The organism is Nocardia sp. NPDC004654, assembly GCF_040609595.1.
GTDB lineage: Bacteria > Actinomycetota > Actinomycetes > Mycobacteriales > Mycobacteriaceae > Nocardia.
This window is the reverse complement of the sequence record NZ_JBEXKI010000011.1, coordinates 39723-63511: the sequence shown is the minus strand read 5'-3', so window position 1 is coordinate 63511 and position 23789 is coordinate 39723. Positions and strand designations below refer to the sequence as shown.

The following is a 23789-nucleotide window of genomic DNA, read 5'->3' as shown; positions in this document are numbered from 1 at the left end:
TTTCGTAACCACCAGCACCTGTCGGCAGATCGCTGATCCGCTTTCGGCGCGAGGGGGAGTTAGGCGTTCGCGGCATCGATGGTGAGCATCAGCCGCGACCCCAGCACCAACTCTTCGGCGACGAGATCACCGCCCATTAATCGCCCCGGCTTGTCCGGAGACACCAAGGAAGCGGGGGAACCCTCAGTGTCCGTCAGGGTCCCGCTGGAGCGTTCGGCACTGCGGACAAAGTCGAGGAAGGTGTCGGCGCCTTCCTTCCAGCCGCTGTCGGATCGCAGTAGTAGTCACGCCAGGTGCCCATGCGGGAATGCTTGTTCGTAGGCGTCACCGATCTCGCATCCAGTCGGACGATCGGCCGCGGCCCAGTTGGGCTGCCATGGATTCCACAGCAAATGGCAGACGCAAGTTGAGGGAATGGTTGCCGCCGTCGGATGTGGCCCCCCTCTCGCTAATCGAGAAAGTAGGCGTCGACCTTCTCATCGGAATCCAGGATCTCGTCCGAAGCCACGCCGAGTTCCGCCGCCAGCTCGACCGATCCGACGAGCGCGACCTGCATGTCAGGCGAGAAGGCTCGTCCGAGCAGCCCGAGATAGTCCGACATGCTCTGGTCCAGCTTTTCCAGTATGGCGTGGTACTCCGCGGCGAGTTGCTCGTCGAGCGTCCGCTGCTCGTCGAGGTAACGCTCGATCAGCGCTGCCTCTCGCTTCGTCAACGACGATGCGACGGCCTTGTACATCACAGTGCCGACCGTGGTGCCGATGACGGCACCGAGGACCGGGATGGGGATGATCGCCTGGCCGACGCAAGAGGCCAGCGCGCGTACTGCGGCCTGCAGGGCGATGAGCTCGGCGTTCTCGATGAACTCGAGTTCGTCGATCTGGTCCCGGCGGAGCTTGTTCGCTTGTTCTGCGATGCTGAAGGATGTGGTGACGATCGAGCTGGCGACGGCTGCGGAGGTCGCGGTGAAATTTGTGAGCGCGTAGATGCTCAGTCCTCGGACGCCGCCCTTGCCGAAACCCGAGCCGGTCTCGCCTGCAAGGTCGATCCAGTCGCGCTCGCTGAACTCCCTGAGCCGCTTGCCTTCCCGACGCTTGGCAACCACGGCCAGTACGAACGCGGTCCCGCCCGCAGCCGCGGCGGCCGTGAGTGCGGCCGTGCCTCCTTGTTGCAGCGTCGGACGGCTGCGCTGGTAGGCATCCTCGCGCAGGGACCGGTCCGTGGCGTGGAGCAAGCCCTTTTCGGCCGCCATGGTCGAGGTGTAGACATCGCGCTGCACTTCGTTGTACTCGAGCGTCGAGGGCTCGAGCGATTCGAAGCCGACTGATCTGTCTTGGAAGAACGCCTGGACCCGTTGCCAGTCTCTGAGGGAAGGTCCGTCGCCGCTGCGTGACAGTAGCTTGCTCGCGTCCTCGGGCGACAAGGCATGTAGCCGCTGGATCACCTCGAAGTGATCACGGGGGATCTGGTATTTCCCACCGTTGCGCACGTATTCGGGATACTTCTGGAGGTGCTCGGCGATCGCGCCCAGTGAGAAGCGGCCACCCGCTGCGACGAATTTCTGCTGGATCTCGACACTTCCGCGCATCAGGTCGACGGGTCCGTTGTCGTTGACCCACTGGTAGACGGCCTCGTGGCCGAGGATCTGCTTTCGGGCGTTGCCGATCCCGACCTCGGCGATCTCGGCGATGAAGCCGTGCATGCCATGCTGTCCGCCGCGGTTGGCGGCGACCACCTCGAGGTCGATCTTCCTCACCGCTTCATCGACGCTGGTGAGCGCGTCGCGAAGGTGCTCGTCCTGCTGGCTGAGCGCGCTCAGAAGGTTGTCTAGGCGGAGCTGGTCGAGATAGCTCACCCAGGAAGCAACTGCCTGCTCCTGGGTGCCCGTGACGAACTCGGCAGCGTCACTCACTATCGGCATCCTGTTCGATGCGCATGCTCAGCATGGTCGCGCACGACTTCGTGTTGTTCACCAACGTAGCGAGTGTCGACCGCTCGGCAGGGGCGAGCGCGTGGAAATCGGCGCGGAAGTGCACCAAGGCTTCGCCGTAACTCTTTACCAGCCCTTCGCGGAGCAAGGTCGTCCGCTGGAGGAGGTCGTCGATCTGAGCATCCATGCCTTTGACGAGGGCGGTGTTGTGCTTTATCGCAGTCAGCGCTTCGTGCTTCGCCTCTCGATTCTCGAACTTCTTCTTCGCGAACAGGGCGATCGACGCGAGTAGGGTTGCGCCCGCGATTGTCCAGCCGATCGGGCCGGCAAGCGCGAGCAGTGTGGTGCCTGCCGCAGTGCCGCCGCCACCGGCGGCCAGCGCGCCGCCACCGAGCCACGCCAGTGCTGCCTGGCTGGCTGCCGCCCCCGAAAGGGTCGAGATCGCGGCGCCGGTCGACGCTGTCCCGAAGGTGGTGGCGACCCACATCGCCGCCGACGGTGCCAGGCCCGCTACCGCGGTGCCCGCTGCGAACCCGGCGCCGGCGCCGGCAGCCGACAACCGCGCCGCTTCCAGCTCTTTCTGGGCGAAATCCTCTGCGTTCAGGAACCGTTTCCGATGTACCTCGATCTCGTCGAAGTCGGTATCAAATGATTTCGGGGTGTTGGCGATGCTGTTCACCAACTGCTCGACCAGCTCGATCAGGTCCGTCGAACGTTCGCGCTGACGCAACAGAGACAGGCCCCTGTCGGCCATCGCCGTGAAGACGCCGTTGTATTCCGCCACGGCCACTTCGTAGGGGTCCGGCCCTTTCGCAGTCAGCTTCTCGACTCTGCCTCTGGCAGCGTCCTTGACGTTGCCGACCTGCCCGGCGAACTGCGATGAAGCGGTTCGTGCCGCCTTGCCGATACCGTCGACGGTCCTGCCGATGCCCTCCTTGGCGTTGCCTACGTTGAGCTTGGCGTTGCCTGCGTCGAGCTGTTCTACCATCGCATCCTCCAAGACCGTTGCGGCTCAACTACGTAACGGAGAATATCGACCACATGTGACAGCTTGGACGGGATGCACATTCCGATCCACCCAAGGGCGGCGGCCCCGGGTTGACTCACCGACTGCCTTTGCCGGTCCGCTCCACGGCTCGCCCTCGTAGGGCCGGCCCGCCGGGATGCCCCTACGAATGAATCGAGATACCCACCGCCGCAACAAAAGAACCCCGACCCACACTCCCGCCACGATCCGAGCGACCCGCCACCAGCAAGCCCGAACCCCTGAGCTGTCGGTACTTTCAGCAGCGAGCCACATCAACCGTCGGGCAGCCTCCTCTTTCGTCGGCCGACCACGAATGTGACACAGGACCACCAGTCAGCTCCAGGAGATCGCCTTGCCGGTCAGTGAGGTGATCGCTTCGCCACACCATATGACCATGGTGCGCGGTCAGGCCTCCCAATGTCCGGGAGTTCGCACACAACACTTCGCGGCAGCAGGTCGGAAGTCGAGAAAGAACGATGTTGTGGTAGGTCTGCCGATAAATACGTCTGTTACGGCGCAGGCTTCAGCGAGAGTCGCAGGTACCGGTATACGGCTGCACCCCCGCGGTCGGTAGCGTAACCGAGCATCCTTTTCGCCAGCGTCGCCGTGATAGCGAACTCGGCCTTGTCGGGCCCGCTCGCTTCCCGGAGGTTCTGAGCGTAGCTGCAGGTGTCGGTGTGGAGGAGTAGGTTGAGTTCGTCAGCGCATGCTGCTGTCCGCGTTAGGATCGATCTTTCAGCAGCGCAACGGAAGTCGATCTGGCGAGGGTCGATACGGACGAGGGGTAGATAAGTGGATGCTGAGTTGGCCGCACCGTGTCGGCATGTGGGTGTTCCACTGCCCGGCGTCGTTGACAGCGTGGCTCAGCTCATTCAAGGACTAGTCGACGACCCAGACGTGCTCAACAAGTACGGGCTGACGACGGATGAGTACCGATCGGCTCTGCCCGGGGCGATCGAGCAGCTCCGCGGTCGCCAGAGCGCCAGCGTGTCCGAGCGTAAACAGTTCCTCTTCGAGCTGTTGCAGGCGCTTGTCGAGGCCGGACACGCTGAACGTCTTGAGAAGCCCGATTACGGCAAAGACACTGTGTACCGCCTTACGCTCTCGGGGTTCGGCGATGTCGCGATCATTCAGAAGGGCTGCCCGGATGGGGTTCACAGCAGTAAGCGTTGGAAGGCGCCGGAGTGGGCCCGAGAAACCTACCTGTGGTGGCTGTGCGACAGCACAAGCTCCGAGCCTGGCACGCACGTCGAGAAGGGCGTAAAGCGCCTGCTCGGCGAGTTCTTCGGGCCGCGCCCGGATACTCTGTCAGGCGTCATCTTTCACGACCGCATGTGCGGATCACCGAATCGTCCGTGCCCGAAGAGCGCACACGCCCTTCAAGTAGGTGAGCGTAGCGTCCCGCCTCCGTGCGTGTACGTGATGCCGGATCGCGATGGCGAGGCCAATGCGTGGAACTGGAACGGCGAGGTGCAACGGGTCTTCCCCGGGACATTGCTGCAGGCTTTCGGCATAGCGCCCTCGCAGGCAAGTCAGTTCATCGGCCACATCGGGTTTCAGAGTCGCCAGGGCACCATCAGGACAACCATCACTTCGCGGTTCGGCACCGGCCGCGCAACCACGTTCAGGAGCTGACGGATGCTGCACAATCTCGACCCGGACCGGACAGCTTTCCTCAAGGCGCGGACCAAAGCCAATACCGTGCCCGTGCCGGCCTGGCCCAGGAGCGAGAAGAACCTTCCACAGGCTGAACTCGAGACAACCTGGGTACGGTTCTCGGTCACAAACCACCGCACTCGCGCTGAACAGGAGCGGGAAAGGCGTCTGGCGGGACGAGAAGACCTTTTCACGGCGGACCCGCTCGGTCCAGTGGCGCAGGCCGCCCAATACAAGATTCTCTGCGGCCAGACTGGCTTCGACGAGTTGAAGCGAGACCTCCAGTCGCGGGGCCAGCAGGAGCCTGCGATCGTCACCGCGGACGGCATCCTGATCAACGGCAACAGGCGCACGGCAGGGTTGCGGGCGCTGTGGGAAGCCGGTGACCTGTCGGCCAAGTACGTTAGTTGCCTCGTGCTGCCAGCGGATGCGACGACATATGAATTGGTCGATCTGGAAGCCGAACTTCAGGTCGCAAACAGCCTGAAGAAGGAGTACTCCTGGGTTAACGAGGCGATGCTCATCGAGGAGCTCTACGATCGCGCCCACAAGAATTGGGAACACGTAGCCAACCGCATGCACCGTACTGTCGCCGATGTTCGCGGAATGTACGACAAGCTTCAGCAGCTACACCAGCTGGTCGAACTCTCCGGCGGCACGCGCCTCCACTTGGATTTCGTCGACAACGAGTCCATATTCGACGAGCTTTCCAAGCACATCAAGAACAAGCCGCAACAAGAAGCTGACTCAGTGCGAGCTGTGTATTTTTTGGGCGCGCTGACCGGTACGCCCTACCGGCAACTGCGGCACCTTCGGCGTCCGGATGGTGCCCAACTCGTTTTCAACGAGATGGCCGAGGATGTCACGATGCGCCCAATTCTCGAGGCCGCCGACGCCGCGACGTCGATGACATCGGACGACCTGCTCGACGATCTTGTGGGCAGTAGCGAGCCCATCTCTCCTCTGCACAACCTGCTTGCGTTCGTAGCCCAGAAGCGGCCCGAGGCCAATATTGCTCTGGACGATGGCGATCGTGTCCAAGTCCAAGACGTGCTGACAAGCATCGGAAGCTCGATTACGACCGCCGCAGACGAAGCCAAGGAGGAGGATCGTGACCAGTCCGCGCTCCAAGCGCCATTGGTGCGTGCCAGCAAGGCGATCGACGAGTTGAAGCGTGTGGTCGCCGCACTTCCCAAGGCTCGCCGGTACCGGGAATGGGATGAGGCCGAGCTTGCGAAGAGAGTCGCTGAGCTTGATGAACTCCTCGACAAGATCAGGTGATTCATGATTTTTGCTGAGCTCGTACGAGACTCACGCCCGATTGTCGGTTTGGAGAAGCGCGAAGACGCCAAACCCGGAGCATGGGCCCGCCTGCAGGAAGCACTGTCCAGAGGAATTGTGGGCGGAACCGCCGAGACGTCGCAGGTGCGAGCCGATGTCTTCTTCGCCGAGCTCAAGGCGCTGCAAGAGGTGCGAGTGCTTTTCGGCGAGAAGTTCGACTTCGGCCCGATCCTCACCGAACAACTCCGAACACTGTCTCGCGATCGTCGGGACCGCCAGGCAGCGATGTCACAACCGATTGAGGTCTCGATTGAGGACCTGCAGACAGAGCTGAAGAAGGCCGGGTTCACCCGCCAGCTGAAGTCGTTTCAGGTGGCCAACCTTGCTGCAATCCACCGCATGCCGCACGGCGCGGATTTCTCGGTTCCCGGTGCAGGCAAGACCACCGTCGCCCTGGCCAACTATGTCCTGAATCGAGCCCGAGGTTCGGTACAGCGCCTGCTGGTAATCGCGCCGATCGCTGCATTTCAAGCGTGGAGAGAAGACTCCGCGGCCTGTATCGAACCAGCTCCTGGCCTCCTCGTCCACGGCGGGACTGGGTCACTCATACCAGACGACACCGAGGTGCTTCTCACCAACTACAACAGGGTTGCCGCTGACTACGACCGCATTCGAGAGTTCGTAGCGCTCAAGCCGACTCAGGTGATTCTCGACGAAGCCCACAGGATCAAACGCGGCGAGAACGGCGTTCACGGCCGTGCAGTCCTCGACTTGGCCTATGCCGCGCGCCGGCGAGATGTACTGACGGGGACCCCGGCACCGCAGGGCGCGTACGACCTCGTCGCACCGATCAGATTCCTCTACCCCGGACAAGACCAAGACATCCTTCCCGATACGGTCTACAACCAGAAGGCTGGCCGTGACGAGGAGGTAGTCGCAGCCGCGAGTGCCGCGATCTCCCGGTACTTCGTGCGCACGCCCAAAACCGACCTCGGCCTGCCTCCCACGACGTTCGATATCATCACCGAGCCGATGCCACCGATCCAGCAGGCGATCTACGACTCGCTCATCGGACAGTACCGAGGCCGTTTTCAGCTCGACACCCAGGACCGCCGCAAGTTCGACCGGCTGGGCAGGATCACCATGTATCTGCTGGAGGGCGCAACAAATCCCATGCTGCTCACCGCCGGTTCGGATGTCGATGACCAGGAGGGATTCGAGCACCCGCCTCTCGAAATCACAGGCAACGAGGCAGTGGCCGACCTGCTGTTGAAGTATCGAGACCTCGAAGTTCCCTGGAAATACGAGAAGGTCGCGGCGATCGTCGAGACTGCTGCTCGCAAGGGGGAGAAGGTGATCATCTGGTCAACCTTCGTCCGCAACCTCAAACTGCTCGCGAACTATCTTCGCGTGCACCAGCCGGCAGTGATACACGGCGGGATTCCCTATGCTGATACCGCCAAGACCGATCAGATCACCCGCGACATAGAGTTCGACCGCTTCCGTTTCGATCCTAACTGCCGTGTCCTGCTGGCCAACCCCGCAGCATGTGGAGAGGGCGTGAGCCTGCACCACTGGTGCCATCACGCGATCTATCTTGACAGAACCTTCAACGCGGGACACTTTCTTCAGAGTCAGGACCGGATTCACCGGCTCGGTCTTGCTGACACGGCCACAACCAAATTCACCCTGCTCATCAGCCGCGGCACCATCGATGAGCTGGTCGACGTCCGCCTTCGAGAGAAGGTAGGAGTGCTGGCACAACTGATGGACGATCCTGGTCTGGTGAAAGTGGCTCTACCCGAGCCAGACACCGATGCCAGAGAACGAGCCGGAAACGACGACGACATCGCGGCGGTGGCCTCCATGCTGCAGGCGGGACTCTGATGCTGCCCATCCACGGCGCCGCATACAGCACACTGCTGTTGACACACGTTGCCCTTCTGACCGCCAGGCGCAACGTCGACGAATGGGTCGACGCGGCGCGCAACATCCATGGGTTGCAGCTGGCTTCGCAAATAGAGATGCGCACCTACGCACAGCATCTGATCGACTGCGGTCTCGCGACCATGGACCCCCACATACAGATATCACCTCGATTGATAGCGGCCGCGCGCTTTCCTGACGGACGCGCAATGACACATATCGCCCAAGTGCTGCTCCGAGCACGACCACCGTTTTGGCTGTATCTGGCGGTTAACGGCAGGCGTGTGCAGCGTGAGCTCATACCGACCGACGACTTGAGGGCGTTGCAATGGTTAGAACCCCGCCTGAATCAAGTCTTGGTGAGGTCGGCGGCCGACGTGAATGCCGAGGTCGATGACAAAGCGGCAAAGGCGCTCGGAGATGCTGCTGAGCTGCTGATGATAGCTGCCCTGGAATACGAGGGCGAACAGCCGGTTCATGTCGCCAAGCTCAGCGACGCCCACGGCTACGACATCGAGGTACCGGGCAGGGATATCGACTGCATCGAAGTCAAGGCAGCGAGCTTGGCAACCTCGGGAGGATTCCACATCACGCGGAACGAATTCGAAACTGCGCTTTATTGTGGAAGTCGTTGGAGGCTTGTCCAGGTCGTCTTCAGCAATGCCGCGATCTTAGCTGACAAGATAGGGGCAAATCACATCGAATCTATCCGGGAACTCAGCCATGAAGCCTTGCAGCGGTTGATACCCGCGGACACAGACACCTTCAGATGGGAGAAGTCCGCACGGATCTCTGTGCCGTCAAATGCCTGGCAGGACTCCGAAATTCTACCCGATCCGGATTTCATTGTTCCAGGACGAGTCCTTCGTCCTGTTGGTGGTTTGCAACAACCAGAGCATCATAAGACATTCGACCGTGCCTGAAACTACGATGGATTGGTGTTGATTTGAAGAAGGTTCTCAGGCAATGGTATGCGCCGACCTCTGAAGAACTCGCAGAATTCTACAAACACGGCACAATCGCACTCGATGCCAACGTGCTACTTTCCCTTTATCGCGTCAGCGGTTCTCAGCGGAGCCAGATCCTTGCAGTGCTGGGCAAGATAGGAGACCGGCTGTGGATTCCATTTCAAGTCGCCTACGAGTATCAGAAAAACAGGCTCCGCGTAGCCTGGGATGTTAACGTGAACTTCGATGCCATCGAAGCAATGCCTGAATCGGTGATGAGTAGTATCACCGATGCAGTGCAAAAGGCCCTAGGTGATTGTTCGTCGAAAGCGGGCTTGCGAGTGCGCGACCGCGAGATGCGGGAAACTATTCAGCGGCATTTCAAGGAAGCGCAGAATGACCTCGTTGCGTTGGCTGAAAAGCACCGGGTGAAGCTAGAGGCGGAGTTTAAAGCTATCCGGTCGGCGCATACGATAAGGTTCGACGATGTGCGTTTTAATGACCCGGTGCGGGATGCGCTCGATGCCCTTATCGATGAATCGAACATGGGCACTCCGCTGTCGGTCGAGGAGGGCAAGAAACGTCGGAGCATCGCGCAGGTGCGCATGGAAAGCGAGGTGCCTCCGGGATACAAGGACTTCGAGGAAAAAGCCGATCCATTGGGGGACTGCCTGATATGGTTTGAGCTGATCGAGTATGCGAAAACTACGAACAGGCGAATCCTTTTCGTCACGGACGATGTCAAAGAAGACTTCTACGTCAAGTTGCATGGGAAGACGCTCGGCCCGCGAATCGAGATGGTCATGGAAATGGCGGAGAAATCAGGACAGCCATATCATCAGACCACGTTGGAAGGTTTCTTGAGGTCGGCCAATACGTATCTGGATGCTGAGGTCGCAGAGGAAACCATCTCGACCGTGCGCTCGGCTAGAGAACACATCAACAGTCAGATGCTCGACTTCGGTCCGATCGATCGGGTGGAGACGACGCCGATATCGGAACAGACGGACCTCTCGGCCGTCGAATACGAGCTCTTGTTGACCTTCGTGCAGAAAGTAGAAGCTGGCGTCGGCGAAGATGCGGAAACTTCCCGGGTCTTGGGTATGCTTGGATCCGCGACCGCAGCTGCGGAAGCGCGCGGTGATATCGAAACTCTCAAGCGAGTACTCAACATCCATTTTGGTATCGGTTCAAACTTGTCTACGGTTTTGAACACGCAGGTATCGATAGCTCGGACCCTTCTGAAAGACCAGCGGCCCGCCGATGCCACTGCATACCTTGAAGGCGCGTATGCCGATGCCCGCCGAGCGCGGAGCGCTCGCAGGTTCGAGGTCGGCCGCCTTCTTGCCGATGCCCTGGTGAAATCCGGCCAGAGAGAGGCGGGGCGCCGAGTATTGGCCGAAGTTATCCGCGATATTGAGGAGAACCCTGCGATCAACAGCCGTCTTGCAGCTAATGAGGGGAGACGATCTTCGGAGCTGTATCGGACGATTTTTGGCAAGGATCTTCAAGCGGTAACCGAATCCGAGTGAAGATGCTGACCTGAGGCGTGATATGGGTGCCATGGTTCCACCGTCGATATTAGCAAGGACTTCGAGCCCGGATCAGCACGGGCGAGAAAGACTGCATTTCGTTGACCTCGGCTGATGTGCTGCATTGGCGCGCTAGTGCCTCGTCAAGCAACCTTCGGTAGGTAATCCGGCTTGCCGGATCTTCGACCCGACGGCGAAGTCTCGGACGGGTCCGGCGTGCTGGTTGCGCCAGCGGATGTCGCCGATCGCGTCGTCTTGTTCGCCGTGGCTGCGGTGGTCGGTGCCGTTGAGCGCGAAGTACCGCAGCGCGGCGAACTCGCACTCGATGCGGTTCAACCACGACGAATACGTTGGCAGGACACCAACTCGATCGCGTTGTCCGCGCACCAATCACGGACCTCACGGCGCTTGTGAACCGAGTAGTTGTCGCAGATCAGATACAGTTTCTCGCCCGGCGAACGCGCGCGAAGGGTTTTGAGGAAGGCCAGGAACTCCGTCCAGCGTTTCCGGTCCCGGATGCGGTAGTACAACTGACCGGTGGCCAAATCGAGAGCGCCGAACATGTGCCGCACGCCCTGGGTGCGATGGTAGGTGGCGCGCAACCGTTTCGGCTTGCGGCGAGTGAACCAGCCGCGGCCGGGACGCGGTTGCAGGTTCAAGGGCCCGAACTCGTCCACGCAGAGCACGCGCCCGTCGGCGGGCGGGTTGTCATAGAGATCGAGCACGCGGGCCATCTTCTCGGTGAATTCCGGGTCGTTGCTGGCCTTCCAGGTCTTGGTGGCCTGCCACGACACCCCGCAGGCTTTGAGGATCTGCCGCAGCGTCTCTTTGCTGATGTCAGCGATCCCGTTGGCCCGCAGCACATCCCGCAGTTTGGACAGACTCCACGTCGCAAACGGCCACCCCAGGTCACGGGGGCAGCACCGGGCGATCTGACAGATCCGATCACGCGTCGCTTGATCGGTCTTCGCCGGCCTGCCCCCGCTCCATTTTGGGTCCAGCGCCTCGAATCCATGCGCGTTGAAGTCGTGAATCACTTGCCGCACATAAGCTTCCGAGACCTGCATCAACTTCGCGATCGCCCCGACCGGTTGATGCTGGGCCGAGGCCATCACCACCACCGCCCGCCGCATCCGCACCGGCACCTTGCTACGCCGGGCGATCTGGGCCAGCTTGCGACCCTCCTCCGGAGTCACCGCTCTGCCGAACACATCCGGCTTGCGAGCCACCGGCATCACCTCCACCGGCAGCATCGCCGGGTCAAGGCCTCCGGTTCAACCCGCCACCCCGGCGATTAACGCATCAACCTTCTCGGACAAGGCACTAGGTAAGCGGCGAGATCTGTCTGCTTGGCTCCGAGGCGGTGCTGCCGCACAGTGCCGGACGAACCGCCAGTGGCGGCTGTGCGCCCGGCGCGACAGCCTCCAAGTAGCAGACTTGTCACAGCTTGGGTAGGCCGCCGGGCCACACCGGGCTCACGCTCAGCGACGACGTCAGCTTCTGCTGACCCTGGAAGAAAGACGCAACGCCCGCGTTCGGCCTGCTCCACGCCTGATGGTGGTCATCGGCCACGACGTCGTCACAGTGCTGCGGGTCCGGAGCTCTGGTGGTTGAGACTGGAAGCAGGGGGCTCCAAGCACGCAGTTCATGCACCGGCCACCTTGACTCCGATGCCGTCCGACCTGGTTGGGGGCACCTGTCTCTGCACCCATCGCCGGACCACCATTCGTCTGCCGCCGCAGCCTCAAGGTGATCGACGAGTGCTACACGGATGCTGGCTCTGGGGTGCGCGGGTCCTCCTAACCCACGCGCCGTAGCTACCGCCCAAGCCTGGCGGGGCAGTACGCCGGGCGTGGTTAGGTTCAGGGCATCGCAGCCAGACTGAAGGGCGCGGGAATATGAGGCTGATCAGTAGCAACTTCGGCGCACGAAGTTATTTTGGAGAGCTTCGGCCCGTTGGGCGCCGGGATGTCGCTGGGTCACGGTACGGTATCAACCGGAATCGGATGGATAATTCCATCGTTGTAATTTGGGCTAGGAGACCGTTGCAGGACAGTTGCAGCCCCAGGCACAGGGCCGTGTCGCGTGGGCGCGTGGAACCTGCGATCGGCAGTGTATGGGGTACCGGAACCGGTGCGGCGAGACAAGAGGGATAGATGCCGAGCTTCTATGAGTTCTTCGCAGGCGGCGGTATGGCCATGGCGGGCCTGCGCGAGAGTGGTAACTGGGAGTGCTTGTTCGCCAACGACATCGACAAGAAGAAGGCGGACAGCTACAAAGCCAACTGGCTCAAGGGCCTCGACTGGGAGGCCCACGAGCCGAACGAGCTGACGGCTGAGTCGGGCCTCCCCGCGGATGCCGACCAATCCGACGGCGCGCGAGTGGGGCATCTCCTGGTCTGCGATGTTGCGAAGGTGACGACTAAGGATCTGAAAGGGCATGCCGATCTCGTATGGGCGTCGTTTCCCTGCCAGGACCTGTCACTGGCTGGAAACGGCGCGGGGTTGAGCGGTGACAGGTCGGGTACATTCCTTCCATTCTGGAAGCTGGTCAAATCGCTGCGCGATGAGAAGCGGCCCCCGAAGCTGGTGGTGCTTGAGAATGTCGTTGGTGCGCTCACCGCCGGTAAGGGGCAGGACTTCGTCACCCTGGGGGACATGCTGGCAACTACCGACTACCGCTTCGGGGCCGTCGTGATCAACGCTGTGCACTGGGTGCCGCAGTCGAGGCCACGGCTGTTCATCATCGCTGCCCACAAGGATGTGGCCATCCGCGAGGACCTGGTTTCCGATACATGGTCGGCTCCCTGGCACACACCGGCGCTGGTGACAGCGTACGAACGTCTAATGAAGGGGTCCAAGGCCACCAACAAACATGACGCGTGGCTATGGTGGCGCCTCCCGGCCCCGCCTGCGGTCAGGGAGCCTTACGAGACACTGGCTGACCTGATCCAACCAGACGATGAACTCGAAGGGGTGCCGTGGCACCCCCAAGAGGAGACTGATCGACTTTGGGGGGACGAGTTGATGAATGCCGTCAACCAGGAAAAAGTCCGCCAGGCTCGGAAGCGCTCCGTAGAGAAGGAAGTCCGGGTAGTCGGCACCGTCTACAAGCGGATGCGGCCCGAGGGCGAAGTCATCGGCTACGACGACAAGGGAAAGCCGATCCGCAAGAAAGTGCAGCGTGCCGAAGTGCGTTTCGACGACATCGCTGGCTGCTTGCGTACGCCTACGGGTGGGTCCAGTCGTCAGACAATCCTGGTCATCGACGGCGAGCGCGTTCGCTCGCGATTGTTGTCGCCCCGTGAAGCTGCCCGCCTGATGGGGTTGGCCAAAAATTACGAGCTGCCGGATAAGTACAACGACGCCTACCACCTTGCGGGGGATGGCGTAGTCGTTGACGTTGTCCGCTTCATCGCCCAGAACATTCTCAATCCGCTGCTGGAGAACGCGTCCGGGGCTGACAAACTGTCTGCGTGACAGCTGTCGGTCTGGCATCTGCTCTGCAAGACTTCAGGAAGCGAGAGTGGGTTCGGTCGGCGTCCCTGGGCTCGCCGAGGGCCTTGCGCGCAATGTAGACCGCGATGATCGAGTCGATGTGTTCGGAGCTGGGCAGTTCGTCGCTCTGAACCTGTACGAGCGCGGAAGATTCTGAAGGGGGCAGGTGCGTAGCCATCGCAGATCTCGTGAAGCGCCACAACGAGATCATCGATCAGGTCGAGACAGACCCAACGCTGAAGATCGCGATCACCACGCAGAAGAAAGGCTAGCCGCCCGTTCGATGAAGGAGTCGCCGGAACAGCGCAGCCGAACCATGCGCGCGGTGCGCTCTCAGGACACCGGTCCTGAGATGCTGGTGCGCCGGTATCTCCACGCGGCCGGCCTGCGATACCGGTTGCACGAACGCCGGTTGCCGGGCAAACCGGACCTGGTGTTCCCAAGTCGACGGATCGTCGTGTTCATCCATGGCTGCTTCTGGCACCAGCATCCCGGGTGCCAGGCTGCTGCGCGGCCGGCCTCAAACACGGACTACTGGACCCGCAAGCTCGACGGCAATGTGGCTCGCGACGCCCGCCGCCGCGAGGAACTCGAAGCCGACGACTGGAGCGTCATTGTGGTCTGGGAGTGCGAGCTCCGTAAAGAAGGGACGCTGGACCAGCTGGTTGACCGCATCAGGTCCAGCCCGCCGCATGTCCGCAGATTGCGGCGCTGATGCAAGTCGGCCTGTGGCTGTGGCTATGAGTCCGGTCTATGGGCCATCGCGATAGCGACGCCAGCAGAGCAATAGTGACTGCTCCATGCCAGCGGTGTCGGTGGTACCGAGTACCCTTCACGCGGTCAGTCGCCTAAAGGTCCTCTGCGCGTTCGTTCTTGGTCGAGCGGAGGGTCACGCCACACTACCGGGGGTGCGAAAAACAGATGTCCAGCCATGGAAAAGCGTCGCTCAATGCCAAGAAGAAGGTGCCGAAGCGCAACAGTCTGCCCGCGGACGATGTGCAGAACTTCCGCACCCTACTCAAGAGCTTCCTGAGCGAGAAGGACTCCGAAGGTCGTGTGGTGGCTTCGGCGAAGTGGGGTGTGTATGCCTTCTACGACTACGACGGCGAGCCCATCTACGTGGGACAGACCAACGAGAAGCTGCGCGTTCGGATCCAGCGGCATCTGACCAACCAGCGTACCGACGCGGTGGCGATGCGCATCCTCGACATCTTCGAGGTGGCCGAGGTTGCCGTCTGGCCGCTGTGGGAGTTCCAGAACGTCACCAAAAAAGGCACGGAGGCCTTCAAGGAGGCTCAGGCCCGTCTCAACCAGTGCGAGTACACGGCATATCTGGACGCCATCGCAAAGTCGCGGTACAAGGCAATCCTCAACGAGAAGATCCCACCGAAGTCGAAGCGATGTGATCTGCCGACGCCGCTTCGGATGCCGCTGGTCTCTGACCAGGTGCGCGAGGAACGGGAGCACCCTGACATCCGCATCGCTCGGCGTGCGGAAGCAATATCCAGGCTCGCGGCCGTCGCTCGTGAACGGGGTGAGGTGTCGGCCGGGCTGCGGCGTGCGCTGGTCGTTCAAGCTGTGCGGTTGACGTATCTGGCGGCGCAGAGGCTCGCCTACGTCGAGGCTCGGCCGGATCCAAAGCCGGAGGCTATCGATGTCCTCCAGCTGACCGGTCCGGTTCTGGAGGAGTTCCCTGAGCCCAAGGAGGACTCGGAGCCAGAGGAGCTCGCGCTGGATCTAGATGATGTTGAGGAGTATGACGAGTAGGGACTAGTAGGGGCATGCTGTGCGGCTCGGTTCAGCCAGACTGAACCGCGCAGTTTCCTCTGGCCACGACCCCGTCCGCCGTGCGGGATGTGGGCCCGCCAGAGGAACCGGCGGAAGTTCTCGTCGATGGGTCCGTTTCTGCGAGCCGCTCGCCGAACCCGCCGTGCACCTCTCGATGCAACGGGCTCTCCACGGTTTCGGCCGTCAGGTGTGGTTGGCCATGACCCAGGGACTGGGGATCTGGTTGCCGCGGTACCGGTATCGCGTAGTCGGCACCCGGCCGAGGTTGAACAGTTCGATCCCGTCCGCCGAGGGCATTTCCCGAATGCCAGGAACGTGACACTGTCGAATTATTCTGGTGTGTCGAGTCATTCGATGCGTTGGTCGATGGGGTACAGCGTGGCCAGATCCTGCTGCCGGAGCAAGCGACGGACGACTTCCCGCCGAGAACAGTCCTATAGGCAGCTGCAGAGTGTGTCGGATGGCGGGATCCCTTGGCGCAAATTGTCCAGTGCGAGATTGCATGCTGTGTCGAAGGACTTGAGATCGTGTCCATCCGCAAGGGCCTCGCCACCTTCTTCGCCATCGTAGAGACACGCGTACCAGTGCACGATCTCGTCGCGTTCCTCGGCGAGGCCCGCATCAACGGTCGTGACCGTCAGTACTAGGGGGTGGTCCGTGCCCGAGACCTGTCCGAGGGTCGCTTCGATCGCCATGCAGCCGCCGCCAGTGTTGACGATCTCGCCCGAGACCTTTAGACGACTCGCGAGCAAGTCCAGCTCGGGCTGATAGACCTCTGCGAGTCGATTTTCGTACTCGGCGATACGGTCGTCATCCGTGGTCATTCTGCTGATTGTCCTTCCTTCGACGTCCTGATCTACATCGACGCTAGCGCAGTGGTCGGTCGGACCACCCAGGGATTCGCGCCCACGGCGACGATCGCTGGGACCAGCGACGAAGATGCGACAACAGCGACCACCTGGGTACCGCGGCGAGCGGTTTCTCAGCCGACAGGGCGGGAGCGACGCCGCCGTGCTCGGTGGTCGACCTGGCGATGGTGCCGCCGAGGGGTGAAGCCGTAACGCGGCGGGTGGTTTCGGCTGTGGGCACCCCGGGCGGCCTAGCGATCTTCGCGAGGGTAGTCCGCAGGATGAGTGCATCTTCGATGGTTTCGCGGGCGCCTCGCGGCGCAGCAGGGGGATGGCGTGGCGGCGTCGCCGCAGAGAATTACCGGTGTTTGCGGTAACGCGGCGGGTGGTTTCCGCTGTGGACACCTCGGCAGCCTAGCGATCTTCGCGAGGGTAGTCCGCAAGAAACTGACATGCGCGATCAAGGCCGGTGAGCGAAAGGAGTCGATTGCGGGGCCTGGTGAATCCCGAGGCGCCGTGGTCGGCGAGTTCGGCAGCGCGGCCGGTGAGCCATGCCCAGCCCAGGTGCGGGTATTCCGCGAGCGCTTGGAGCCGCAGGTAGGGGTGGTGGCGTTCAGAATGGAGTGGTGGCCCGCCGTGCGACCTGGTCCGCAGCAGCGCAGTAGGTTCGGCTGAGAACCATTTCCGCTAAATGTAAAACTACGGCGTGCAAGCCCTATTAGGCCCGTGCCACCTCGCGAGAGCAAGCTGGCCCAATGATCAAGCGGCGGCGAATTCGCCGTCGCCGATGCCGCCGGTGAACACGAGCCGCTCGGTCGACGTGAAGGTGCGGACCACTCCATCGGCTGACAAGGTTGACCGCGCCGATCCCCGGGCTGTCGATCGCCGGGAGTCCCCCCGACACAGGTTCCACCGCTTGCTGCCCGAGGCCGCCGCTACAGCGCGTTCCACCGCCACGGCCGTGCCACTTCCCCGCGCAGACAAGCGATCCGGTGTGCTGCCTGCGCGGCCGCCTGGGGGCTGTTTCGAGAGCGTTCGATGGCGAAGGCGACCCATCGCAGTTCCTGGATGTCGGCGAGCAGCCGAAAGCCGGGCCAGGTTGTGATGTCGTAGCCGCCGTACGCGTCTACGAAGGCGCGGTATTCCTGCGCGGTGATGCGGTTGAAGTCGGTGTAGTCGACCGCGAGTTGGATGAGATCCCACTCGCGTCGCCCGAGAGATACCTTGTCGAGGTCGAGGACCGTCGGAGGACCGGATCGCGGTACGACGAGATTGCCTTGCCAGGCGTCGCCGTGGATGACGCCGAGAGCCGGTGGTGTCGGCACCTCGCCATATTGTGTGCGCAGCTCGGTGTAGTGCTGAAGTAGCCACTGTCGACTGTCCGCATCGGCCGTCGAAAGGCGATCGTAAAGTCCTGCGAAAGGTTCGTAGGCTGGCAGTGCGAGGTCGGTGGGCGCGGTCAGCTGGTGGAGTTCGTGCAGCATTGCTCCGAGTTCGCCTGGAGTGGATGGTCGGTGGTCTGGGATCCGGCGCCACCAGGTGACGGGTCGGTCGGCGGCGATGACAGGTTGTCTCAAATCCGCAACTGACTCGACGGCTGGTATGCCAGATTCATTGAGCCACTGCGAAACTCGTAGTTCCCGGCGAGCAGCGTCGGCGGTGCCGGGTTGCCCGACCCTGGCGACGATGTCACCCACCCGGTAGAGCGCGTGTGAGCCCTCTCGAATGAGTTCGGCGTCGTGGAGTTCGATCCCGACGGTCTTAGCGGCCTTTGCGAGCACATCCGCTGTTGAGAGGTCCCGAGCTGGAGTCACCGTGCCGCCACCGTGTCGGCGATGCTGTTGCGCAATTCAGCCACCTCTGCCAGTCGCCGTCGTGGCGCCGCCGCGGCAGCCAGCGCGCGAAGTTCGCCATGGATTCGCTCTGAATGAAAGGAGATTGCCTGTTCTACCGCTTGCAGACCGAGGTTCGCGGCCTCTCTCGGATCATCGAGTTGCATGGTGAGGATTGCCAGCCGGGTCAGGGAGAACGTGCGCGAACGTGGGTATGCAGACCCCTGTAGCGCGACGGCTCGCCGGATCCTGACGGCTGCCAAGTCGAGGCGTTTACGTGTTCGGGCGACCGGCATCAGTGCTTTGCCGGTACTGCCGAGATGCTCGGCTTCGTCGTAGAAACACAGCCAGGGCGCATCAGTGCCGGGGGAGCGGTCTGCGAAGTGTTCGTCGGCTCGAGCGACTTCGGTGAGCGCGTCGTCGGTTCGTCCGAGTGTGGCCAGATACTGGGCTCGCAGGGCGCTCAACATGGCACGAGCGGTGGCCGACAGGCGATCTGAGCGCACTTGGGCGAGCTCGATCAGTGACAGCGCGCCGTCGGGATTGCCAACGTAGGCGGTTTTCCGCGCCATGTCGGCCAGTGTGCTGGCTCGCAGTTCCCAGGATCCGGCGGTGTCGGCGCACCAGAGGGCGAGGCGAAATCGCTGTTCGGCGAGTTGATAGTCGCCGATGTCGAACGCGGCATATCCGGCGACGCCGGCAAGGTTTCCGACTGCTTCGAGCAGAGCACGTCGAGCGGTCGGCGAAGCTCGTCCATCGAGGTAGGGGATGAAGCGAGCCAACTGCTCGCCAGCGTCGGCGTTGGCTGCGCCGCCGCCGTGCAGGTTCTCTTGGGATGCGGCCTCACGGGTGGCGCGTTGGACCTGCTCTACTTCGCTCACACCGACGCGGATGACCGGTTTGCCCTCCGCGACACCAGGCTGCAGGTATTTCCCGGGTACGACGGCGAGGTCGAACGGACTGAACAGGTTCACCGCCAGTGTGCCGTCCGGGCCGTGATCTTGCGCGCGGCGGCGCCGGGTTGGCACGAATCCGAGTTCGCTCTCGGTGGCGTTCAGAACGGCGCTGAGCGCCTCGCGATAGCTCTGGTTCGGCCATCGGACAGCGCCGCGTTCGTAGCGGGCAATAGTGTGTGCGTCGAGTTCTCGCCGCTGGCCGTATTTGTGCCAGAGGTAGTCGTTGACGGCCTCAGCCAATTCTGGGCGGCTCATTGTCCGCCCAGGTGAGATCCGCGACGGTGTGGACTCTCGCCGCCGCTGTAGCTGCACGTTTGGTCGCATGCGCCCCCTCACCAGTGTCGGTTGGCTCAGTCTAGTCAGAGTGTGCTCGTTGGCAGGCGAGGCGTTATCTGCCCCGTAACTTGCCCTCTTCCGGGGCTGGCTGACGGTCGAGTCTGGAAGTAGAGGTTCTGGACGGGACCACTGGCGCGCCACCGAAACGTCGGCGGTGCTGCCTGCTCACAGCTGCTCATCGACTGGGGGGACCCATGAGATCATGCCAACCATCGCGAGAAACCGTCGCGGGCACACTGATGCCGCGGGCAGCGGGCCGGACCGAGGTACAACCATCGTGGCGCACCCAGCGCCCTGCTACGGTCGGGCGCACCGTGCTTCGGGCCGGGGTTGTGGGACTCGGCCGACAAGCGATCAATGATCATCTTCCCGCTCTCGCGGCTTCGAGCACCGTCGATCTCGTGGCCGTTTGTGATGAGAATGCGACGGTAGTCTCCGAACAGCGAGCTCTGCGGCAGGCCGCGGGCTATGTCGACTTCCGAGAGATGTTCGAGGGCGAAAATCTAGACTTCGTCGTCGTCTGCGTGCCTCACGACGTGGGACGGTCGGTCATCGAGTCGGCGGCGGAGCACGGCGTCCATGTGCTCAAGGAAAAGCCGTTCGCAACTGATCTTCTCGAAGCCGTCGAGCTGGCGCAGTTGTGCCGGGAGTCGGGCATCCATCTGATGGTCACGCTGCAGCGGCGTTTCAACCCGATCTACAACAGCTTTCCCCAGCTCGCTGACCAGATCGGGACGCCGTTTCTGGTAGATGCTCGATACACCCTCCACGTTGATGACCCCTCCGAAGGTTGGCGCGGCGTGACCGCCCAGGCTGGAGGAGGTTGCATCATCGATCTGGGCTATCACCTCATCGACTTGATCTTGTGGTACTTCGGGCTTCCCGATCGAGTCTCCGCCGACATCTCGGTCAACGCGCGCCCTGATCGTTGCTACGACGCCGAAGACACAGCGCTGGTGCACTTTTCCTATGACAACGGCCTGTACGGCTCGCTGTTGCTGTCACGCTTCATCGGGCCCAAGACCGAGGAGATCCGGCTCGTCGGCTCCGAGGGAATTGTTCATCTCGAGCGAGGCTGTATCCGTCGGCTCTCCAACGACGGCGAGGTCATCGAGTCTCTTCGCCGCGAACAAGCCTGGCCTTCAGCTGCAGCATGCCAGATCGACTACTTCCGCCGTGTCATCGACGGAACCCGCCCCAACCTCAGCGGCCCAGAAGACAACCTCCCCCACCTGGCCTTCGTCGCCGCCTGCTACGAGGCTGCGCGGACCCGCACACCCATCGACCCCCAGGAGCTCCTGTGACCTCACCGCTCGCGCTACTCGGCGGACCGTCGTCCATTCGTCAAAAGGCGCCGCACTTTTCGTGGCCACCACTCACAGACGCGAGCATCGCCGCCGTCGTCGATCAGCTCGACGAAGCCATTTCCGTCTACGACCGATCGGGCGTCGTGGCACGGCTGGAGGACGCCCTACAGGACTACTTCGACACTCGCTACGCGGTGCTCACCAGCTCGGGAACCGCCGCGCTCTACTCGATGTATTTCGCCTGCGGCATCGGCCCTGGTGATGAGGTGATCGTCCCGGCCTACACGTTCTTCGCCACCGCGACGCCACTGCTGCACTTAGGCGCCACCCCGGTCCTCGCCGAAGCCGACGACAGCGGCAACCTGGATCCCGCGGACCTGTCTCGACGCATCACCGACCGCACCAAAGCCATCGTGGTCACCCACATGTGGGGAATGCCCGCCCAAGTTCGCAGCTTGCGACGCCTTGCCGACAAATACGGGCTGCAGCTGCTCGAAGACGCCTCCCACGCGCACGGAGCCAGTATTGGAGACCAGAAGGTCGGTACGTTCGGTCGCGCCGCGGCATTCAGCATGAACGGCCCCAAGCCATTGTCCGCGGGTGAGGGCGGATTCATCCTGACCGACGACGAGGAGGTGTATCACCGCGTCCTGCTGCACGGCCAGTACAACAAACGATGCCGCAACGAGATACCGCCGGAGATCGAACTCAACAGTTACGCAGTGACCGGCATGGGCCTCAAACACCGCATACACCCGATTGCGGCGGCGATTGCCCTGCAACAGCTTTCACGCTTGGACGACTACCTGACGGGACGCCAGTACATCGCCGAGCACATCGCTGAAGCTTTCGAACAGACGTCAGGCATCACCGTGACATGGCCTGGGGACGGGATACGACCGTCCTGGTACGGGCTGACGCTTCGGTACGACGACGAGTTCTTCGATAGTGTGCCCGTCGAACGATTCCACGCCGCCCTGCAGGCCGAAGGCTGCGCCGAGATCGACCGCCCCGGCTCCACCTGCCCCCTCAACCTGTTGAAACTCTTCCAGCACCCCGGCCCTCTGTTTCCGGCTTTCGCGGGCAGACTGTCCTACGCTCCTGGCGACTACCCGCGAGCCGAGCAGATCCACCACACCACCCTGAAACTGCCGGTCTGGCACCGCGAACAAGACCTCGCGCTGGTCGATCGCTACATCGAAGCCATCGACAAGGTCATCGAGCACCACTCGGACTTGAAAGGATAAGAACACATGATCGATACCGTTCTGCTGGAAAATCTCTCCTTGGACGCGCAACGCGACGGCGTTCAGCAGCTGGTGGTCGGCGCAGTCGTCCATTACGACGGCAAAGTGCTTCTCCTGCAACGCCCCGCAGATGACTTCATGGGCGGACTCTGGGAACTCCCCAGCGGCAAAGTCGATCCCGGCGAAACGATCGACCAAGCGCTGATCCGTGAAGTCAAGGAAGAAACCGGACTCGACATCACCGGCATCCGCGGCTACCTGGGAGAGTTCGACTACCAGTCGGGCAGCGGCAAGAAGAGCCGACAGTTCAACTTCGCGGTCGACGTGGCCGACCCCGAGCCGATCCAGCTGACAGAACACGACGCCTACACCTGGATCACCGAGGGAGAAGACCCACCGGTGAGCGAGGCCGTGAAGGAAGTGCTCGCGCTCTACCAACGGCTGTAGATGCACGAGCGCTGACCGGATGTTCCGATCTGAAGTTGGGAACCAGATGCCAGCTACCACAACCGAAGTCATCGCACGTGCTGTCATCTGTGAGGGTGATCGGCTACTCGTGGCGCGAGAACGCGGCAGGAGGTGGACCTTCCTGCCCGGCGGGCATGTCGAACCCGGTGAAGCGGTCGAGGCTGCACTCATCAGGGAGATCGCAGAAGAGCTGGGAACCAGTATCACAATCCTCGGCCTGGCCGGTGTCGTGGAGCATGGTTACGTCGATGATGCTCAAACAACCCGTCACGAGATCAACCTCGTGTTCGACGCGACCATTCACGGCGAACCCTGCAGTCATGAACCGCATCTGGAGTTCGATTGGCTCTCAATGGATCAGCTTGCGACCGCAGATCTGCGCCCGAGCCCTGTCAAGGACATCATCACCACAGGTGCCCGCTCGGTGTGGTACGGCCATGGCCACTGAAGTCAACGCGAATCGCTTCGACCGCAACCCCAGGCGTACCTCTGTACGCCTGGGGCCGTAGCTCTAGTCTGGCTGCCATGGCGATCGACGCGGTGTTCGTTGATGTCGGTGAAGTTTTGGTTGACGAAACCCGCGAGTACGGCACCTGGGCGGACTGGCTCGGGATCCCCCGGCACACCTTTTCAGCCGCCTTCGGTGCCGTAATCGCACAGGGTAAGGACTACCGCGAGACCTTTCAGATCTTCCGGCCGGGCTTCGACCTCACTGCTGAACGAGAGCGACGAGCCGCAGCTGGCCAACCGGAATGGTTCGGCGAGGAGGACCTGTATACGGATGTACGACCGTGCCTGTCAGCGCTCCGTGCGCAGGGACTGACGGTCGGTATCGCCGGTAACCAGACCGCTCGCGCCGAAGGCATCCTTCGGGATCTGCAACTGCCGACCGATATCCTCGGCACCTCTGAGAGTTGGGGTGCTAGCAAGCCCTCAACGGCGTTCTTCGAGCGCTTGATCGCTGAAGCGGGAGTTCCAGCGGAGAGGATCCTCTACGTTGGCGACCGCGTCGACAACGACCTTCGCCCGGCCATCGAACTCGGCATCAACGCCGCGGTAATCCGGCGCGGGCCGTGGGGACACATCCTGCGCGCCGATACCGCGCATCAGATCTTGGGCACGGACATCGAGGGTCTCAGCCTCTTCTGCCTCGACACCCTCTCTGAGTTGCCTGATCTCGTGCGCAAGCACAACGAGCATCAAGGTTGAGCTGC

21 protein-coding genes and 1 pseudogene are annotated in these 23789 nt (G+C 62.2%); 13 read left to right on the top strand and 9 right to left on the bottom strand.

What is annotated here, in order from left to right; translation table 11 throughout:
- Window positions 1-448: 448 nt before the first annotated feature.
- Both ABZV58_RS31280 and ABZV58_RS31275 read right to left on the bottom strand, forming a co-directional pair.
- Window positions 449-1909 carry a hypothetical protein gene (locus ABZV58_RS31280; RefSeq protein ID WP_355003796.1) on the bottom strand — a complete coding sequence of 487 codons (1461 nt, stop codon included), beginning with the start codon at window positions 1907-1909 and terminating at the stop codon, window positions 449-451.
- Window positions 1902-2915: a hypothetical protein gene (locus tag ABZV58_RS31275; protein ID WP_355003795.1), complete on the bottom strand. Its 1014-nt coding sequence runs from the start codon at window positions 2913-2915 to the stop codon at window positions 1902-1904. The genes ABZV58_RS31280 and ABZV58_RS31275 overlap by 8 nt, the downstream gene beginning before the upstream one ends.
- A gap of 864 nt (window positions 2916-3779) precedes the next feature.
- Here ABZV58_RS31275 and ABZV58_RS31270 point away from each other — a divergent pair.
- Genes ABZV58_RS31270 through ABZV58_RS31250 form a run of 5 tightly spaced genes read left to right on the top strand, consistent with a single transcriptional unit; the run spans window position 3780 to window position 10296 of the window.
- Window positions 3780-4589 (top strand): hypothetical protein, encoded by an 810-nt coding sequence (locus ABZV58_RS31270; protein WP_355003794.1) that lies wholly within the window; start codon window positions 3780-3782, stop codon window positions 4587-4589.
- 3 nt (window positions 4590-4592) lie between these two features.
- Entirely contained in the window at window positions 4593-5891 is a 1299-nt protein-coding gene (locus ABZV58_RS31265) for a hypothetical protein (RefSeq protein WP_355003793.1), read from the top strand.
- A gap of 3 nt (window positions 5892-5894) precedes the next feature.
- Window positions 5895-7778: a DEAD/DEAH box helicase gene (locus tag ABZV58_RS31260; protein ID WP_355003792.1), complete on the top strand. Its 1884-nt coding sequence runs from the start codon at window positions 5895-5897 to the stop codon at window positions 7776-7778.
- The gene (locus ABZV58_RS31255) at window positions 7778-8740 is read left to right on the top strand and encodes a DUF3883 domain-containing protein (protein WP_355003791.1); all 963 of its coding nucleotides are present in this window, start codon (window positions 7778-7780) and stop codon (window positions 8738-8740) included. Before ABZV58_RS31260 ends, ABZV58_RS31255 begins: the two co-directional genes overlap by 1 nt.
- A gap of 23 nt (window positions 8741-8763) precedes the next feature.
- A complete protein-coding gene (locus tag ABZV58_RS31250) occupies window positions 8764-10296 on the top strand; it encodes a PIN domain-containing protein (RefSeq protein WP_355003790.1) in 1533 nt (510 codons plus the stop codon).
- A 132-nt stretch (window positions 10297-10428) separates the two neighbouring features.
- Here ABZV58_RS31250 and ABZV58_RS31245 read toward each other — a convergent pair whose 3' ends face one another.
- The 3 genes from ABZV58_RS31245 to ABZV58_RS31235 form a co-directional block, all read right to left on the bottom strand.
- Window positions 10429-10632 (bottom strand): hypothetical protein, encoded by a 204-nt coding sequence (locus ABZV58_RS31245; RefSeq protein ID WP_355003789.1) that lies wholly within the window; start codon window positions 10630-10632, stop codon window positions 10429-10431.
- The gene (locus ABZV58_RS31240; protein ID WP_355003788.1) at window positions 10629-11549 is read right to left on the bottom strand and encodes an IS630 family transposase; all 921 of its coding nucleotides are present in this window, start codon (window positions 11547-11549) and stop codon (window positions 10629-10631) included. Before ABZV58_RS31240 ends, ABZV58_RS31245 begins: the two co-directional genes overlap by 4 nt.
- 187 nt (window positions 11550-11736) lie before the next feature.
- On the bottom strand, window positions 11737-11868 hold the full coding sequence (locus tag ABZV58_RS31235) for a hypothetical protein (protein WP_355003787.1): 132 nt from the start codon (window positions 11866-11868) through the stop codon (window positions 11737-11739).
- A gap of 584 nt (window positions 11869-12452) precedes the next feature.
- Between ABZV58_RS31235 and dcm the strand changes: the two genes are divergently transcribed.
- The 3 genes from dcm (at window position 12453) to ABZV58_RS31220 (ending at window position 15560) form a co-directional block, all read left to right on the top strand.
- Window positions 12453-13775, top strand: coding sequence for a DNA (cytosine-5-)-methyltransferase (dcm, locus tag ABZV58_RS31230; protein WP_355003786.1), 1323 nt, complete (start codon window positions 12453-12455; stop codon window positions 13773-13775).
- Between the two features lie 301 nt (window positions 13776-14076).
- Window positions 14077-14508, top strand: a complete 432-nt coding sequence (locus tag ABZV58_RS31225) for a very short patch repair endonuclease (RefSeq protein WP_253784018.1) — start codon at window positions 14077-14079, stop codon at window positions 14506-14508.
- Window positions 14509-14714: 206 nt separating this feature from the next.
- Window positions 14715-15560 (top strand): GIY-YIG nuclease family protein, encoded by an 846-nt coding sequence (locus tag ABZV58_RS31220; protein ID WP_355003785.1) that lies wholly within the window; start codon window positions 14715-14717, stop codon window positions 15558-15560.
- 204 nt (window positions 15561-15764) lie between these two features.
- On the opposite strand, the pseudogene ABZV58_RS31215 reads toward ABZV58_RS31220, so the two are convergent.
- The 4 genes and pseudogenes from ABZV58_RS31215 to ABZV58_RS31200 form a co-directional block, all read right to left on the bottom strand.
- A pseudogene (locus ABZV58_RS31215) lies at window positions 15765-15872 on the bottom strand (maturase); the annotation flags it as partial.
- 143 nt (window positions 15873-16015) lie between these two features.
- The gene (locus tag ABZV58_RS31210) at window positions 16016-16405 is read right to left on the bottom strand and encodes a hypothetical protein (RefSeq protein WP_355003784.1); all 390 of its coding nucleotides are present in this window, start codon (window positions 16403-16405) and stop codon (window positions 16016-16018) included.
- Window positions 16406-17364: 959 nt separating this feature from the next.
- Complete coding sequence (locus tag ABZV58_RS31205) at window positions 17365-18126, bottom strand: aminoglycoside phosphotransferase family protein (protein WP_355003783.1); 762 nt, start codon at window positions 18124-18126, stop codon at window positions 17365-17367.
- A 113-nt stretch (window positions 18127-18239) separates the two neighbouring features.
- Window positions 18240-19457, bottom strand: coding sequence for an XRE family transcriptional regulator (locus tag ABZV58_RS31200; RefSeq protein WP_355003782.1), 1218 nt, complete (start codon window positions 19455-19457; stop codon window positions 18240-18242).
- 410 nt (window positions 19458-19867) lie between these two features.
- Here ABZV58_RS31200 and ABZV58_RS31195 point away from each other — a divergent pair, with 410 nt between their 5' ends.
- The 5 genes from ABZV58_RS31195 to ABZV58_RS31175 all read left to right on the top strand — a co-directional run bounded on the left by ABZV58_RS31195 (window position 19868) and on the right by ABZV58_RS31175 (window position 23784).
- On the top strand, window positions 19868-20857 hold the full coding sequence (locus ABZV58_RS31195) for a Gfo/Idh/MocA family oxidoreductase (protein WP_355003781.1): 990 nt from the start codon (window positions 19868-19870) through the stop codon (window positions 20855-20857).
- On the top strand, window positions 20854-22107 hold the full coding sequence (locus ABZV58_RS31190) for a DegT/DnrJ/EryC1/StrS family aminotransferase (RefSeq protein WP_355003780.1): 1254 nt from the start codon (window positions 20854-20856) through the stop codon (window positions 22105-22107). The genes ABZV58_RS31195 and ABZV58_RS31190 overlap by 4 nt, the downstream gene beginning before the upstream one ends.
- 6 nt (window positions 22108-22113) lie before the next feature.
- Window positions 22114-22554, top strand: coding sequence for an NUDIX domain-containing protein (locus ABZV58_RS31185; RefSeq protein ID WP_355003779.1), 441 nt, complete (start codon window positions 22114-22116; stop codon window positions 22552-22554).
- 19 nt (window positions 22555-22573) lie between these two features.
- Entirely contained in the window at window positions 22574-23023 is a 450-nt protein-coding gene (locus ABZV58_RS31180) for an NUDIX domain-containing protein (protein WP_355003778.1), read from the top strand.
- A gap of 77 nt (window positions 23024-23100) precedes the next feature.
- Complete coding sequence (locus ABZV58_RS31175) at window positions 23101-23784, top strand: HAD family hydrolase (RefSeq protein WP_355003777.1); 684 nt, start codon at window positions 23101-23103, stop codon at window positions 23782-23784.
- The last annotated feature ends 5 nt before the right edge of the window (window positions 23785-23789 follow it).

Coding starts and splice junctions, on each gene's coding strand:
- ABZV58_RS31255 (WP_355003791.1), top strand. CDS start 7,778: ATGCTGCCCATCCACGGCGCCGCATACAGCACACTGCTGTTGACACAC.
- ABZV58_RS31260 (WP_355003792.1), top strand. CDS start 5,895: ATGATTTTTGCTGAGCTCGTACGAGACTCACGCCCGATTGTCGGTTTG.
- ABZV58_RS31275 (WP_355003795.1), bottom strand. CDS start 2,915: ATGGTAGAACAGCTCGACGCAGGCAACGCCAAGCTCAACGTAGGCAAC.
- ABZV58_RS31185 (WP_355003779.1), top strand. CDS start 22,114: ATGATCGATACCGTTCTGCTGGAAAATCTCTCCTTGGACGCGCAACGC.
- dcm (WP_355003786.1), top strand. CDS start 12,453: ATGCCGAGCTTCTATGAGTTCTTCGCAGGCGGCGGTATGGCCATGGCG.
- ABZV58_RS31240 (WP_355003788.1), bottom strand. CDS start 11,549: ATGCTGCCGGTGGAGGTGATGCCGGTGGCTCGCAAGCCGGATGTGTTC.
- ABZV58_RS31180 (WP_355003778.1), top strand. CDS start 22,574: ATGTTCCGATCTGAAGTTGGGAACCAGATGCCAGCTACCACAACCGAA.
- ABZV58_RS31225 (WP_253784018.1), top strand. CDS start 14,077: ATGAAGGAGTCGCCGGAACAGCGCAGCCGAACCATGCGCGCGGTGCGC.
- ABZV58_RS31175 (WP_355003777.1), top strand. CDS start 23,101: ATGGCGATCGACGCGGTGTTCGTTGATGTCGGTGAAGTTTTGGTTGAC.
- ABZV58_RS31210 (WP_355003784.1), bottom strand. CDS start 16,405: ATGACCACGGATGACGACCGTATCGCCGAGTACGAAAATCGACTCGCA.
- ABZV58_RS31220 (WP_355003785.1), top strand. CDS start 14,715: ATGTCCAGCCATGGAAAAGCGTCGCTCAATGCCAAGAAGAAGGTGCCG.
- ABZV58_RS31265 (WP_355003793.1), top strand. CDS start 4,593: ATGCTGCACAATCTCGACCCGGACCGGACAGCTTTCCTCAAGGCGCGG.